Annotated in this window: 7 protein-coding genes; 2 read left to right on the top strand and 5 right to left on the bottom strand. The window is 34.0% G+C overall.

Features of this window, described 5'->3' with window-relative positions:
- Positions 1–128: 128 nt before the first annotated feature.
- Positions 129–2927: a TonB-dependent receptor gene (locus IPO86_06675; protein MBK9727788.1), complete on the top strand. Its 2799-nt coding sequence runs from the start codon at positions 129–131 to the stop codon at positions 2925–2927.
- Between the two features lie 22 nt (positions 2928–2949).
- Here the strand turns inward: IPO86_06675 and IPO86_06670 are convergent, their stop codons facing one another.
- Positions 2950–4548, bottom strand: a complete 1599-nt coding sequence (locus IPO86_06670) for an ATP-binding cassette domain-containing protein (GenBank protein MBK9727787.1) — start codon at positions 4546–4548, stop codon at positions 2950–2952.
- A 204-nt stretch (positions 4549–4752) separates the two neighbouring features.
- Here IPO86_06670 and ccsA point away from each other — a divergent pair, with 204 nt between their 5' ends.
- Positions 4753–7872, top strand: coding sequence for a cytochrome c biogenesis protein CcsA (gene ccsA, locus IPO86_06665; protein MBK9727786.1), 3120 nt, complete (start codon positions 4753–4755; stop codon positions 7870–7872).
- 47 nt (positions 7873–7919) lie between these two features.
- On the opposite strand, the gene IPO86_06660 is transcribed toward ccsA, so the two are convergent.
- From IPO86_06660 to IPO86_06645, 4 genes are all read right to left on the bottom strand, one after another.
- Positions 7920–8660, bottom strand: a complete 741-nt coding sequence (locus IPO86_06660) for a hypothetical protein (protein ID MBK9727785.1) — start codon at positions 8658–8660, stop codon at positions 7920–7922.
- A 94-nt stretch (positions 8661–8754) separates the two neighbouring features.
- Positions 8755–10308 (bottom strand): hypothetical protein, encoded by a 1554-nt coding sequence (locus tag IPO86_06655; GenBank protein ID MBK9727784.1) that lies wholly within the window; start codon positions 10306–10308, stop codon positions 8755–8757.
- A 90-nt stretch (positions 10309–10398) separates the two neighbouring features.
- Positions 10399–15447, bottom strand: a complete 5049-nt coding sequence (locus IPO86_06650; GenBank protein MBK9727783.1) for a hypothetical protein — start codon at positions 15445–15447, stop codon at positions 10399–10401.
- On the bottom strand, positions 15426–17207 hold the full coding sequence (locus IPO86_06645; GenBank protein ID MBK9727782.1) for a cytochrome c family protein: 1782 nt from the start codon (positions 17205–17207) through the stop codon (positions 15426–15428). Before IPO86_06645 ends, IPO86_06650 begins: the two co-directional genes overlap by 22 nt.
- Positions 17208–17221 lie beyond the last annotated feature (14 nt).

Genomic DNA, 17221 nt, shown 5'->3' with positions numbered 1-17221 from the left:
AATTTGCTTATGAAACACCCTAAACTCCAGTATTTCAAGCAGCTAAAGAAAATTCCAGCACGTCGCGTTCTATCCCTATAGATAATAAATAAGTATATATTATTGAAAATAAATTAATGACAAATTATATGAATTTTCTATTCATAAAAACGTATACCTCGATCCTGATTTTCTTGGTAGCCTTGACTGCGAAAACACAATCTGGTCAGATATCTGGTCAAATTTTAGATACTAAGGGCCAAGCTTTAGTTCAAACATCTGTAATTTTGCTAGACCCGGTCGATTCCGCCATGCTAAAGTTTGTACAAACAAATGAGATGGGTAAATTTACTTTTGAAAAAATAAATCAAGGCAGTTATTTAATATCTATAAGTTACATTGGATATAAGACGCATTGGCTTAAAGTAGAAATTAAAAACACAATTCCGAATGTAAACTTAGGGATCATAAACTTACAATCACAAAATTATATTTTACCGGAACTTGAAATACGAGCAACTGTAAGTCCTATAAAATATGGAAAAGATACGATCGAATATAATACCGCAGCTTTTAAAGTAGAAGCTGGTGATTTGGTTGAGGACTTACTAAAAAAACTTCCAGGTGTAGAAGTGGAACGGGATGGAACGGTAAAAGCTTATGGAGAAACAGTAGAAAATGTTATGGTTGATGGAAAGGAATTTTTTGGAAAAGATACGCGCATTGCTACTAAAAATCTTGAAGCAGATGCAATTGATAAAGTCCAGGTTTTTGATAAAAAATCAGATCAATCAGCATTTACGGGTGTTGATGATGGAAGAAGTGAAAAAACAATTAACCTTCAACTCAAAGAAAATAAAAAAAATGGCTACTTTGGAAGTGCAACGGGAGGGATCGGGACCCATGCCAAAGGATTAGCAAAAATAAACTTAAACCAATTCAATACAAGCTCCAGAGCATCCTTCATTGGCAGTGCAAATAACCTGAATGATCCGGGATTTTCGATGCAGGAATATATTGATTTTATGGGCGGTCTCGGTGCCTTTATGTCTGGAAGTGGAGGACGCTATAAGCTTGAAATAAATACGGGTTCTGGAATTCCTTTAGTAGGAACGGGTCAAATACCTGGAATTCAAAAATCATATTCTGGTGGTCTTAATTATTCCAAAGATATTAGTTCTAAAACCGAATTTACAGGAAGTCTGTTTTATACAAACTTTGCAAATACGCTTCAGCAAATGAATATCAGACAAAATACAGTGGATTCTGAATATTTTACAAGCTCTGAAAATAAAAGGCAATATTCTGCCAATAGCAGTCCAAGTATAAACCTACTCATAAAACACAAACTGGATTCTTCACAAAAATTAATTTTTAGAATTCAGGGATTATATCCCAATACAAAACTTGAGAATTCATTGAACACACAAACCACGCAAGACCCATCAAACCTCCTCAACACAGGCAAAACAGAAAGCACATGGCTATCCAATAGGTATAAATTTAATACTGCATTGACTTGGATGAAAAAAATAAAAAAGGCAGGAAGATCATTCATAGCTAACCTTTCTGGCATGGCACAAAAGAATACTAAGAATGGATTTCTAGCATCCGTTAACCAATATTTTATAATTGGAAATATTTCTGATAGTCTCATTCAAAGACAACCATCGACAGAAAATAATTACCAATATGAAGGTTCCGTTAGTTTTACAGAGCCCATAGGTTATAAAAAATATATAGAATTAACTGCCAGCCATTCAAACTTACAAAATACCACAGAGAATGAATACTTTGATATTCTGAGTACTAAACTTGAACTAAAAAATGAACTACAATCTAAAAAGTATCAAAGTACTTTTCAAACAAATAGTGCAGGATTAAATGTCCTGGTGAAAAAAAATAAATATTATTTAACTGCAGGTTTAAAAATGCAATTTAATACTCTGGATGGTAAAATACTTACTCAAAATGAAGGAGCTTTAAGCAAAAAATACTTCCACTTATATCCAACATTATTTAGCCAATTTGACTTTGGAACTATGAATCACTTAAATGTTGAGTATGAAACAAATCTACAACCACCTGCAATCGAACAGTTACAACCTATTGAAATAAATTCTGATCCTTTGAATATTTATGTTGGCAATCCTGACTTGGACCCCGAGTATAATCATCTATTAACAGCGAGCTATTTTTTATATGATCAATTCAATTTTACCAGTGTATTTGCAAATTTAAGTGGCAGCTATATAAAAAACAAAATAACGGATGTCATATATGTAGACTCCATTTTTCGTCGCACGATTAAACCTGCAAACGTGCCCTATGAAAGAAGCATTCGTGGTGGTATAGATTTCAATACACCGATTAGGCCTTTAAAAATAAATGCTCGTATAAAATTAGGAACTGCATTTTCAAATGGCATTATTTTCATCAATGCTGATAAAAATGAGACTACTCGTAAAAAATATACCATCAATTTTTCAATAGAAAACCGAAACAAAGAACAAATGGATGTAATCCTTGGTTGGAAAATAGTGAATAACAAAACCCAATATTCCAAAAGCCTTATAAATAGCCAAAATTTTAGGGAAGCTGGAATTTATGCTGATTTAACATTGAATCCAATTAAAAAAATTACAATAAAATCAAATTTTGAAATTAAAACCTATACTTCAAGTCAATTCAGTGAAAAAATCACAATTCCACTTTGGGAAATCAGTATTTCACATTTGTTTCTAAAGGATAATAAACTAAAAGTACAGTGTAAAGTATTTGACTTGCTCAATAAAAACCGGGGAATCCAAAGGACCAGTCAACAAAATTATATAGAAGAACAAAGAAGCAATGTTTTAGGTCGATATGCGATGTTACAATTAGCATATTCCATTCGCGGTTTTTCTGCCCAAAAGAAAGAAGGTATTGAAATTAAAATTGAACAGTAGCAGTTCCTGAAAATATTCTTGTTTACTTTTCCTTTCTTTCTAAATATTCATCAAAGCTCATCAACTTATCAAAACATCCATTTGGTGTTAATTCTATGATCCGATTACATACAGTTTGCAAAAAAGTATGGTCATGCGAACTGATTAAAACAATCCCATTATAGGCTATCATGTTTTCATTAAATGCTTGAATACTTTCAAGGTCCAGATGATTTGTTGGTTCGTCTAAAAGCAATAAATTAGGGCTCTGCAGCATCATCATACTCAACATAGCACGAACTTTTTCACCTCCGCTTAGGACTTTACATTTTTTCAATACTTCATCTCCGCTAAATAACATTCTGCCTAAATATCCTCTTAAAAAAACTTCATCTACATCTGTAATTGTTGGTGGGACATATTGCCTTAACCAATCCATTAATTGCAAATCTTCAACAAAAAATTCTGAAATATCTACTGGTAAATATGCTTTCGAAATCGTAGTACCCCATTCAAAACTTCCTGAATCTGCTTTTTGTTTTCCTGCTAAAATATCAAAAAATTGGTGTACTGCCATTTGATCCTTTGCAAGAATAGCGACTTTATCTCCTTTGTTTAAAATAAATGAAATGTCCCCAAATAAATTCCGTTCAGAGGAAGTTGCTGTAAGATGTTCCACTTTTAAAATTTGATCTCCTACTTCTCGTTCGGCTTTAAAAATGATACCTGGATATTTTCGGGACGAAGGTTGTATATCTTCTACTTTTAACTTCTCCAATGCCTTTTTTCTTGATGTGGCTTGTTTACTCTTTGAGGCATTGGCTGAAAATCGAGCAATAAAATCCAATAATTCTTTGCGACGATCTTCTACTTTTTTGTTTTTATCTGCTATTTGACGAGAAGCTAATTGACTGGATTCATACCAAAAACTATAATTCCCTGTATAAACTGCAATTTTCTGTCGATCAACATCCGCCACATGGGTACAAACTGCATCCAAAAAATGTCGGTCGTGACTTACTACAATAACAACATTTTCATATTCTGCTAAAAAATTCTCCAACCAATTAATGGTTTCAACATCTAATCCATTCGTAGGCTCATCAAGTAATAGAATATCAGGATTACCAAATAAAGCCTGTGCTAATAAAACCCTCACTTTTACATTTGTAGGGACTTCACTCATGGAGTTATAATGTAAATTTTCATCAACACCGAGTGAACTCAACATGGATCCTGCTTCACTTTCGGCCATATAGCCACCGATTTCTCCAAATTCCTCTTCCAACTGAGCAGCTACATTCCCATCTTTTTCACTAAAATCTGGTTTCGCATACAAGGCTTCCCGCTCTTGAATTAATTTCCACATTCGTTTATGGCCTATCAATACGGTATGCAATAAAGAATGATTATCAAATTCAAACTGATTTTGTTTCAAAACTGCAATCCGTTCTCCTGGACTAATTTCAACACTCCCCTTATTTGGTGAAATTTCTCCACTCAATATTTTTAGAAAGGTACTTTTACCAGCTCCATTAGCTCCTATAATTCCATAGCAATTCCCTTTTGTAAAGCCAATATTGACTTCGTCAAACAGGATCCTTTTACCGTAAGCCAGGCTGATATTTATTGCACTTATCATATACTTTATAATTTATTTGAGTGTGCAAAGTTAATAAAGCATGAACGAGTTTGTTAGCAGATTTAATTCCTGTTAAAAAGGCACTAAATTTCTTGTTAATGATTGTTATTTTAAGCTAATTCTTATTTGATAAATCCTTAATTTACAGGTATTTTCATTAATTTTACCTTACATAGTAAGACGCTGTAAACACAAATGAATTATATGAAATTTTTAATGAAAATTTATGATGGCCTGGTTTCTACACGCTCGGCTGGTTTATATTTGATTTTATTTGCTATTGCCATTGGGGCTGCAACTTTTATTGAAAATGATTATGGGACATCGGCAGCTCAAAAAGTCGTTTTCAAATCCTGGTGGTTTGAATTATTGTTGTTATTATTTGGTATCACCATTATTGCTAATATCTTCAAATACAGGATGATTCAACAGAAAAAATGGAGCATTCTAACCTTTCATGCATCGATTATTGTAATTCTTTTAGGTTCGGCAATAACCCGATACTCAAGTTTTGAAGGTATTATGCATATTCGAGAAAATGAAAGTTCCAACGAATTTCTATCTTCAGAAACCTATCTCCAATTTGAAGTTAATAACAAAGGAAATAAATACCGCATTGATGAAAAGGTTTTGTTTGCTTCTTTAGGAAATAATAAATTTAAAAGAACCTATCAAATCGAACAAGATCTTCTAGAACTTAAAGTGTTGGATTTTATTCCCAACCCACAGCATATTATGGTTACGGATGATGCAGGTTTGCCGACTCTAAAAATTGTAATTGGTGGAATGCAAGGTCGGGAAGAATATTATTTACATGCTGGCGAAACAAAAAAATTCAGAGGAACCGTTTTTAATTTTGGAAAGACTGAATTAGCACAAGCAATTAATATTAAATATCAAAACGATACACTCTATTTTAACACACCGGTTGCTTTGTCGCAAATGCAAATGGCCACACAAAAAAGGGATTCCGTAATTCCAGGATCCTATCAACCTTTATTATTAAGATCTTTATACTCTGGTGGAGAAACCAATTTTGTCATTGGAGATTTTAATCCTAAAGCAAAATTAGAATTAACTTCTTCCTCAAGGAAAATGAAAGGAGAAAGTCTAGGAGGTCTGCATTTAAACATAACTAAAAATGGAGAGGAAACCAGTTTTTATGTTTATGGAAATGCAAGCGGACCCGGACAAATACAACAAGTTCAGTTAGGGGATACAGAATTTTTATTCGCTTATGGAGCTAAACAAATGGAAATCCCATTCTCTATAAAATTACGAGATTTTATTATGGATAGATATCCAGGCACCAATAGCGCTTCATCCTATGCAAGTGAAGTAACATTAATTGATAACCGTTCAAATCATAAAGAAGAACATCGAATTTTTATGAATCATATTTTGGATTACGATGGTTTTCGTTTTTTTCAATCTTCCTTTGATCAAGATGAATTAGGGACATATCTCAGTGTAAATCATGATGCTTGGGGAACCAGGATTTCATACTTAGGATATATCCTTTTAACGCTTGGTATGCTATTTACTTTATTTAGTCCAATTAGCAGATTCACTTTATTAAGTGAGAAAATTAATAGATTACGATCAAGTACAAATGTGATTCCTTTATTGTTCATATTGAATATTTGTGCACTTTCGCTAACTGCGCAACAAAAAATTGATATTTCTTTACCGATCATTGATAAAGCCCACGCAGATGCATGGGGAAAAGTATTGGTTCAAGATATGAATGGTCGTATTAAGCCAATAAATACATTGTCTAGTGAATTGCTCAGAAAAATAAGCAGAAAAGAAAGTTATCAGGGTCAAAATTCCGATCAGGTATTATTAGGAATGGCTTCCTTTCCGGAAATTTGGACTAAGGTTCCTTTTCTTAAAATTGGTGAAAACGATAACATTAAAAATTTACTGAATACGAAAAATTCATTTACAGCTTATAAAGATTTTTTTAATTTAAAAGGGGAATATTTATTAAAAGATGAAGTGCAAAAAGCATATAATATGATGCCAAAAGACAGAAGCACTTATGAAAAAGAATTGCTAAAACTGGATGAACGTGTAAATATTTGTGGAATGATTTTTTCAGGAGGCTTGTTAAAAATATATCCTATACCAGAGGATCCTAATTTTACCTGGTTATCTCCAACTGATATTGAGCACCAGCATCGCACGGATCAACTTTCTGAAACCCTCAAAAAATTTTATCCTGCATATATGGTCACCTTACAAGAAGCTGCAAATACCAATGACTACCAATTAGCAAATGAATTATTGAAAACGATTCATCAATATCAGCAACAAAATGGTGGTGAAGTTTTAATTTCAAAACAAAAAGTACAAGCAGAACTTATTCTAAATAAAACAAATATTTTTTCTGTGTTAGGAAAATGGTATGGACTTTTGGGATTGATTTTTTTAAGCTTATTATTTATTTCTGTTTTTAATATCAAAATCAATTTAAAAATTCCATATACCATTTGTTTTAGCATGTTAATTCTTGGCTTTCTTTTTCATACTACCGGCTTAGGACTAAGATGGTATGTTTCTGGAAGAGCGCCCTGGAGTAATGGTTATGAATCCATGATTTATATTGCCTGGACGACGATCCTTGCAGGCTTAATTTTTACTAGAAAATCATTAGGTGGATTAAGTGCTACCACGATTCTATCTTCCGTAGTTCTTATGGTTGCTGGTTTAAGTTTTCTGGATCCAGAAATTACGCCTTTGGTTCCAGTTTTAAAATCCTATTGGCTTACAATCCATGTTTCTTTAGAAGCTGGGAGTTATGGATTTTTAGTTTTAGGTGCTTTGATTGGAATGCTTAATCTTGTACTTATGATATTATTATCAAATAATAATCAGGATCGCATTTTCAGAATAATAAAAGAAATGACTTTTGTTAGTGAAAAAACATTGATTGGTGGCTTGTTTATGTTGAGTATTGGAACTTATTTAGGTGGTGTTTGGGCGAATGAATCCTGGGGTCGTTACTGGGGATGGGATGCCAAAGAAACATGGGCATTAGTAACCATCCTTGTATATTCATTTATACTTCATATGCGATTTATACCTGGAATCCAAGGCTTGTATAGTTTTAATTTAGCTACACTCTTTGGATTTGCTTCCGTATTAATGACCTATTATGGAGTCAATTATTATCTTTCAGGTTTACATTCATATGCAGCTGGCGATCCAGTTCCAATTCCAAATTTTGTGTACTACACTTTTGGAACTTTAATACTCATCAGCATACTGGCATTTTGGAAACAAAGAAAATATACCAGTAAATCAAATGTAAAAGAATAAATTTTGATTCGCTAATTTATGAATTCTAAAGAATGAATTTTGATATGTTATTTCAAAATAGCTTCTTCCATAATGATATTAAAGAAATAACCTGCTCCGAAATCTTTATTCAAAGCAATTTTGCCTTCGAATAATACAACAGATCCAAGTTCAATATGCTCCTGAGTAGTAACCGTTAGATCGAAGGTTCCACCAGAACCATCTTTTAAATGGATCCAATTGCGACCCATAATTTGCGGATTAATCTTTACGCATTGACCTTTAACAAGAATTGTCTTGCCTTCATATTTTTCTTTGTTCTTAAATAAATCGGCTATAGCTATACTACCTTTTTCAGGTTTAACATTTTTAATTTCAAGTGTAGTTTGCTCGTCTTTTTGAACTTTAGAAAAAGCCTGATCTAATGCACTACCTGTGCTTAGGTCTGCAGTTTTACCAATTTTTGAAACTAAGGTAACTTCTTCAAATACCCGATCGAAATCCGTACTTTGAAAATTTCTCATCTTAAGTCCACCACTGTAGTAATATGTTGCATTTTTATCAATTTCCATTTTTGCAATTGCAATCCAATAAGGTTCTTCGCCTTCTTTAACCTTTAGATATGTATAGCGCTTCGCTTGCAAAACTTCTTCAATAGTAACCTTGTGTGTTTCGCCTTCATTCGACTCAGGACTTTTAGAAAGGCTACCAGAATTTTCAGAGGAAACTTTCTGAATCACTTTTGGTTTAGAGTCACATGCTAATAAACTAAACGTGATACTCATTAATAAAAACAGCTTTTGACACATAATATTAGATTCTTAAATTATAAAAGTATTGTAAAAGTACAAGATGTAATTGATTTTAATAAAATTATATAATCCGAGGTATTTAATAAAATTATTAAAATCTCCACATAATTTTGGAATCCAGTCGATGATATGACTCCGCTGCATCAAATGTACCCTCATAGTATAAACTCAAATATGTCATTCGGGTCAACCTGGTTGAAAAATTGAAGCCAAGCATATTTTGCGTTATTGGCTTTTCAATATAAGCATAACGATATTCTACTCTCCGCAAATTAAATTCTAAATTCAAAAAGCCCTTAAACAAATCCTTTGAGCATCGCCATCCTATCTGCCAGGTATTTAAATAATTCGTTTTAAGAAAATTTGCAGTCAAAGAAGTAGATACTTTGATTCCTGGTATTTGATTACAATTTAAATAAACATTTAAATTATTTACTTTATTCAATTGGTCTGCTTGAAATCGAAAACTTGAACTTACCCCAATATTAATTAATTTGAATGGTCTGTAATTAACATTAAATCGCAATCCTTGACGTGTTTCTGTTTCATGTAATAACCGATCAATTAAACTTGGTTCATACGTTTCATAATAAATAATATTTGATCGAGCATCATATGCCGTTGTAAAAGATAACTTTCTGGATGCTCTATATCTCAATGAAACATAGAGATTCGTCATTTTTGCAACCATCTCTGGTTTTTCATTTACTTTTCTAAAAAGATCCATTTCGCCAGATGCAAAAAGATAAAGATCTTTAAACACAGTACTGGTATGCTGAAGATAAATAAATCTTCGATCTGTATTTCCTCGATTTGTTTGTTCAACAAAAGCTAAGGTATTCTGCGTATTTCTATCTTTAGCGGGATCCGTACTAAATCCTGTATAAACTCCATATTGGAATAATTTTGGATTCAATCGATAATCCGAATCATCAGGTCTAGAACCCACCCAGGCACCAACTAAAAATTTATTCAACTTTTTTTCAGCTTGAATTCCATCAATTACTCCAATACTAGAAGCATTAGAATTGATTTTTCTACCTAATGAAATTAAGGTTGTAGGGCTTAATGCATAGGAAACAGAAAGACTATAAATTTTTAGCGCATCATACATATTTGACTTTACTACATCCCATTCATTTATTCTGTGTCTGAAGTTAATATAGGTTTCTACAGAAAACTTTGAATTACTAATTTGATCAGCATTAAATGAAAACGAATAACTAAGCCTTGTATTTGAATTATATGAGCCGCCTAAATTTGAATACGAAGAAGCAGAAATTCTTCCTTTATAATTTTTCTTTAATTTACTCCTTATAATATTTTGAGTAGCTGGCTTTGTATCTTGTATTGTATTTTCAGATTTTACAATGGATGTATCCAGAATTTTTTTTAAGGGTTTTTTGATTTCCGAAATCGCAACTTTGCTAACCAAAACATCCGTAACTTTAAAAACATGATCTGAAATTCGCTTACAAACACAGGAAACAGAAGATCTGTTTACTACTATTAAAGCTGGATTCAACTGGGCTTCATTTTTAACAAACAAAGTATCTCCAATTTTAATAGTATTTGTATTCTCAAATTTTACATAAACATGCTGGGAAGATAAAAATGAAATGTTACCCAATAAAAATGAATCCATCTTCTGACTTTGGCACTGAATCCAAAAGCCAATTAAAATAATAATCAGAGACAATTTCAAGTTGAGCATTCGCATCTTAAATCGGTTTCATTATTTTTTTCCTTGTGGATGGCAGCTATAACAAGCGTTACTGTTATAAGAATACCCCGTCACGTTTTTATGATCTTTATCTACTTCAGATTTCTTATTATGTTCGTGACATGTAATGCATGCAAAAACTGAATAATTACCTGGTGAGGTGTGACAATCTACACATTGATTCCACTCGTCTTTATGTTTTCCGCTGTAAATTGGGAAATACATCACATCGTGATTAAAAGTAGAAGGTATCCATGCTGTTTCATTATGACACAATTCGCAATCTGTTGGAAATTGAGCAGAAACGTGATTTGGATTTGTTGTCCCATTATAATCACTTTGATGACAGCCATAACAAGTATTCGGTGTATTGTTATAATTGCCATTATGACAAGCATCACAATCATTTGCAATTAATGCATGCGCTCCTTTTAACTGCCAAAATTGATTGTGTATCGGAAAAGTAGCTGGCATCCATCCTGGGTTTGCAGTATGGCACATATCGCAATCGGTTGGAATTCCAATTGCATTATGATTCGGATTTGTAGTACCGTTATAATCTGCCATATGGCAAGCTTCACAAGTATTTGGAGTATTATTATAGTTTCCGTTATGACAAATCGCACAATCATTTGCTATTTGTAGATGAGCTCCTTCTATTGGCCAATATTGATTATGTATTGGAAAACTTGCAGGTTCCCAATCTGGAACGTTGGTATGACACATGTCGCAGTCTGTTGGAATCCCAATTGCATTGTGATTTGGATTTGTTGAGCTATTATAATCTGGCATGTGACAGCCTTCACAAGTATTCGGTGTATTGTTATAATTTCCTTTATGACAGGCTGCACAATCGTTTGAAATCGGAATATGTGCACCTGTAAATGGATAAAAATTATTGTGAATGTCAAAACTAGCAGGTTTCCAATCCGGAGTGGTTGTATGACACATAATACAATCTGTTGGAATACCTAATGCTGGATGGTTTGGATTTTTGCTGGTATTATAATCCGTTAAATGGCAACCCTCACAAGTTTTTGGAGTGTTGTTGTAATTTCCTTTATGGCAAGCTGCACAATCGGTTGCAATCAATAAATGAGCACCTGTAAATGGATAATAAATATCATGGATTGCAAATGTTGCAGGTTTCCAATCTGGAACTGTGGTATGACAGCTTGCGCAATCTGTCGAAAGTCCCAAAACTTTATGATTCGGATTTGTTGAAGAATTATAATCCTTGATATGGCATCCTTCACAGGTATTTGGTGTGTTTTTGTAATTTCCTTTATGACAAGCTGCGCAATCTGAAGCAATTAATAAATGAGCTCCTGTTAATGGATAATAATTATCATGGATTGCAAACGTAGCTGGTTTCCAATTTGGGGCTGTAGTATGACAAGTCCCGCAATCTGTTGGAAATCCTAAAGCAATATGATTTGGATTTGCAGCTCTATTATAATCTGCCATATGGCATGCTTCACAGGTATTTGGGGTCGTGTTATAATTTCCCTTATGACATTTAGCACAATCATTAGCGATCATTTGATGCGCACCCGTTAACGGATAATAATTATCATGGATTCCAAAACTTGCTGGCTTCCAATCTGGGGCTGTAGTATGACATGTTGCACAATCTGTTGGAATTCCTAATGCTCCATGATTTGGATTTTTGGTGGCATTAAAATCTGTCATATGGCATGCTTCACAGGTATTCGGAGTGTTATTATAATTTCCCTGGTGACATTTAGCACAATCATTTGCTATTAATTGATGTGCTCCTGTTAACGGATAATAATTGTCATGGATTCCAAAACTTGCTGGCTTCCAATCTGGGGCTGTAGTATGACATGTTGCACAATCGGTTGGAATTCCTAATGCTCCATGATTCGGATTTGTGGAACCATTATAATCGTTCATATGACATCCTTCACAGGTGTTTGGAGTATTATTATAATTGCCTTTATGACATTTTGCACAATCATTTGCAATCATTTGATGAGCTCCTGTTAAAGGATAATAATTATCATGGATTCCAAAACTTGCAGGTTTCCAATCTGGGACCGTCGTATGACAGCTTGCACATTCTGTTGGAAATCCTAAGGCTGTGTGATCCGGATTTTTACTTGCTTGGAAATCTTTGATGTGACAACCATCACAAGTATTTGGTGTCGTATTATAATTTCCTTTATGACAGGCTGCACAATCATTTGCAATTAATTGATGAGCTCCTGTTAAAGGATAATAAGTATCATGGATTCCAAACGTTGCGGGTTTCCACCCAGGAGCTGTTGTATGGCAGCTTGCACATTCTGTTGGAAATCCTAAACTTTGATGATTTGGATTTTTAGCTTGTTGGAATTGTATTTTATGACAATCATTACAAACCATCGTGGTTCCTTTATATCCATTGCTGTGACATTCTTTACAAGCTACTGTTGTGTGGGCACCTGTCAATGGAAATTGCGTAGTATTATGATCAAATCCTGAATTTGCTTCTCCTGTTGGATGACAAACTAAACACGCTGTACTTTGAAATGTATAACCCGGAACTCCTTTGTGATCTTCATCCGCTTTTGGATTTGTATGACAAACAGTACAACTAAACTCTTTATAATTGGTAGGGTTCGTATGACAATCTGTACATTGATTCCATTCTCCTTTATGAGTTCCACTATAGATTGGAAAATGAGCTGCATCATGATCAAATGTTGCTGGTGACCAGGTAGCTTCAGTGTGACAGGTCGCACAATCTGTTGAGAACTGCAAGGTTTTGTGTGGCGGATTTTTTGTATTGTTATAGTCCGTTTGGTGACATCCTGCACAGGTATTCGGAGTATTTATATAATCCCCTTTATGGCAAGTTGCACATTCATTTGCAATCCCAGCATGAGCTCCTTTTAAAACATAAAAGTCACTGTGATTTGGCATACCTGCTGGTTTCCAATCTGGATTTGTCGTGTGACAAATTGCACAATCTGAGTACATTCCAAGTTTGGTATGATTTGGATTCAAAGTGGCAACATAATCTTGTGTATGACAACCGGCACATGTTTTAGGGGTTTGGGTATAATCTCCTCTATGACATACGGCACAATCATTTGCAATCGTAGCATGTGCTCCGGTTAAAGGATAATACTGATCATGAATCGGCATCCCGGCGGGTTTCCATTCTGGCGCTGTAGTATGACACAAAGCACAGTCTTTGGGAATGGCCAGGGAGCTATGTGGTGGATTTATACTTGAATTATAATCTTTAGTATGACAATCCATGCATTGCGTAGATGTACCTTTAAATCCACCTGCATGGCATTCTTTACATTGAACACTGGTATGAGCACCCGTTAAAGGAAATGAAGTGCTATTATGATCAAACGCATCATCTTTTCTTCCCATTGGGTGACACGCAAAGCAAGCATCGTTGCTATAAAAATATCCATTCACTAAAGTATGATCATCATTTGTTTTTGGGTTCGTATGGCAAACGATACAACTAAATTCTTTATAGTTTGATAGATTCACATGACAATCTGTACATTGATTCCATTCCCCTTTATGGGTACCACTATAAATTGGAAAATGAACAGCATCGTGATCGAATGTTGATGGAATCCAGGCTGTTTCACTATGACAACTTGCACAATCATTTGAAAACTGCAATTGTTTATGGGAAGGATCTACCGTTTGATTGTAATCATCGATATGACATCCCGCACAAGTATTAGGTGTTTGATTATAATTCCCTTTGTGACAGCTAGCACAATCGTTGACAATTTTGGCATGTGCGCCATTCAAAGGATAATAATCTGAATGATTGGCCAAGGTAGCTGGTTTCCAGTCCGGAACTGTTGTATGACAACTAGCACAATCTTTGGAGAATCCTGTTTTCGTATGATTCGGATTTAAAGTTTGGGTAAAATCCGATAAATGGCAATCCGAACATTGTGTAGGTGTTCCTTTAAAACCATTTTTATGACATTCAATACAATTGACATCAATATGCGATCCTGTTAACGGAAATGCAGTAGCATTATGATCAAAAACATCTTCCTTATTTCCACTTGGATGGCATGCTAAGCAAGCTTGATCATCATAAAAATATCCATTAACTTTTTTATGATCATTATCGGTCTCCATTTTTTTATGGCACACAATACATGAAAAATCTGAAAAGTTTGCTGGGTTCGTATGGCACTCAATACATGCTTTCCAAACACCTTTATGTTTTCCAGAATAAATCTTAAAATAGGCATCATCATGATCTAAAAATTTTGCGGGTTCCCATCCTATTTGTGTAGTATGACAATCACTACAAAGAGTTGAAATATTTGCTGCTTTATGATTTGGGTTTTGGGTTTTATTATAATCCGCATTGTGACAAGATGCACAATCTGTCGGTGTATTTGAATAGACAGGATCCGTATGACATTTCCGACAATCCTGAATATCATGTCCTTGATTCAATGGAAAAAAATCATGATTAATGCTTGTAGATTTCCAACCTCTTTGGTTTGGATTATGACATTCAATACAATTTGTTGAAAAACCAGCACCTTTGTGATTTGGATTATCGGCTGTTTCAAAATCTGTTAAATGGCAACCAATGCATTCTGAGCCGAGACGATCAAATTTTAATGAATTTGCAGATTTATGACATTGTTTGCATTCTGCAGTTGCATGTGCACCTGTTAAAGGAAATCCATTTTCAAAATGGACTTCTTTAATATCATCAACGATCCAACTTGAAGTAGTATGACAACGAGCACATTCCAGTCCGACAGATAATTGATGCATATCTTGATGACAAAAATTACAATCACTTTTGATTTCATTAAAAATTAAGGAACTATGACATTGCCTACAATCTAATTGTTGATGCTGACCTGTTAATGGAAAACGTGTTGAATCATGATTATAATGAACGGTCTCAAGTTGAACTTCCCAACCATTTGGGGTGTGACAAACAGCACAATTAACCTTCAGATTATCTCCGTGAGGTGACTGGCTAAAGATGGGAGTAGCCAGCAACAAAATCAAACCGATTAATGATGACAGACTACGCATTCGAAATTTTCAAATTTATATTGAATAAATACTTTTCCTTCCCGACTAATTTCTTTATGACATTTTATGCACGCTACCTCTTTATGTTTGCCATCTAGAATAAAAGCAGTTGTATTATGATCAAATCTATTGGCCTTCCAATTTTCAAAGTTATGACAAGAAATACAATCTGTAATTCCATTTTTTTCAAATTGTGAACCATGTTTATTTTCATGACAAGATGTACAATCTTTTGATTTGGTAACAAACTCGATTGGATGTTCTTCACGATTTGTACTGTGACAAGAACGACAGGTGGTTTTTGCGTGCATTCCTTCTAAAATATAGCCTGTTTGATTATGCTCAAAACGCATTTGGTTCCAGGATTGTGTCGTATGACAATGATTACACTTTTTATCTGGATAATATTTAATGGCAATACTTTCTTTGTGAATATTAGTATGACAATCTATACATTGCTCGCCTATATTTCGAAATGACCACTTTTCATTTTTCTTATGACATGCAAAACAGGGTGTTGCTTCGTGTGCACCATCTAGCGGAAACCGACTCTTATTGTGAAGTTCAATAGAATAGCTTGACCCTGAAAAGCCACTTACCGTGTGACATTCAATACAATCCGGAATTTTACCTGTAACCGTACTTACAAATTGTTTTTCATGATAATCTTTATGACACTTATCACAACGATCAAATGGCAATGGATCTGTAAGTTTTGCTTTATGACAAGCTTTACATTCCACTTGAATATGCTTTCCTTTTAATTCAAAATCGGTTAATTTATGATCAAATTTATCAACCTTTCCTAAATTATGAAAATTCTCTTCATTGTGGCATGATTTACAATCCGTACCAAACTTATTTTGATGAATATCTTCATGGCATTTTACGCAATCTGAGCTTAAAATTCCTTTTCGATCTTGAAAAATTTGCAATGGTTTCAATTCCAAATTGTGACACTTTGCACAGTCTGTTTGCTTATGTTTACCTTTTAATATAAATGCTGTTTTGTTATGGTTAAATCGGCTCATTCCTTTAAAAATCGTAAAGGCTTCTTCTATATGACATTCTTTACATGAAATCCCTAATTGCTGGCTATGTGGATCCTTGTGGCATCGACCACACTGGTCAAAAGCTACATTTGCAAAATATTGATACTTCTGATTATTTTTTGTTTCTACTTTATGACACTCAATACAAGCAACTGTTTTATGTTTACCAACCAACTGAAATTTTGCCTGGTTATGATTAAATTTTGAAGCAGGCACAAAAGATTCTGTCGTGTGACATTTGGAACAATCTTTTGGGAGTGTATTTTGATGTACATCCTTGTGACATGCTGCACAGTCTCGCTTTAAACCGAGATAGGTATATTCTTTTTTACGTAATTCGACATCTGTAATATTTTCCTTCTGATGACATTTTTTACAATCTGTTTTAAGATGCGCTCCAGTTAATTCATATCCTGTAATTCCATGTTTAAAACTTTTTTCATCAAATCGAATCATTTTAAAATTAAGACCATGATGTTCGCTATGACATTTAGAACAATCTTTATTTTTTACTTCGAAAGAAACATGGTATCCTAAATTCTTATCTATTCGTTGTTTCAATTCTGTATGACAACTAAGACATTTATCATTTGAAACCTTTTCTCCTAATTCATGACATTTTGTACAATTGGATACACCCTCCAGTTTGGCATGCTGCCTGGAAAGATCCCCTGGAGAAATCTGAGCACCGATCTTATATGGATTCACCAATATTGTGATCA

This window comes from Saprospiraceae bacterium (assembly GCA_016717265.1).
In the GTDB taxonomy this organism is placed as follows: Bacteria; Bacteroidota; Bacteroidia; order Chitinophagales; family Saprospiraceae; genus Vicinibacter.
Note: the sequence above shows the minus strand (reverse complement) of the source record. Positions and strands in the feature narration are given on the sequence as shown.

Bases quoted from the DNA above. Each gene is read 5' to 3' on its own strand.
- IPO86_06655 (MBK9727784.1), bottom strand. From the start codon at position 10,308: ATGGATTCATTTTTATTGGGTAACATTTCATTTTTATCTTCCCAGCAT.
- ccsA (MBK9727786.1), top strand. From the start codon at position 4,753: ATGAAATTTTTAATGAAAATTTATGATGGCCTGGTTTCTACACGCTCG.
- IPO86_06650 (MBK9727783.1), bottom strand. From the start codon at position 15,447: ATGCGTAGTCTGTCATCATTAATCGGTTTGATTTTGTTGCTGGCTACT.
- IPO86_06675 (MBK9727788.1), top strand. From the start codon at position 129: ATGAATTTTCTATTCATAAAAACGTATACCTCGATCCTGATTTTCTTG.
- IPO86_06670 (MBK9727787.1), bottom strand. From the start codon at position 4,548: ATGATAAGTGCAATAAATATCAGCCTGGCTTACGGTAAAAGGATCCTG.
- IPO86_06660 (MBK9727785.1), bottom strand. From the start codon at position 8,660: ATGTGTCAAAAGCTGTTTTTATTAATGAGTATCACGTTTAGTTTATTA.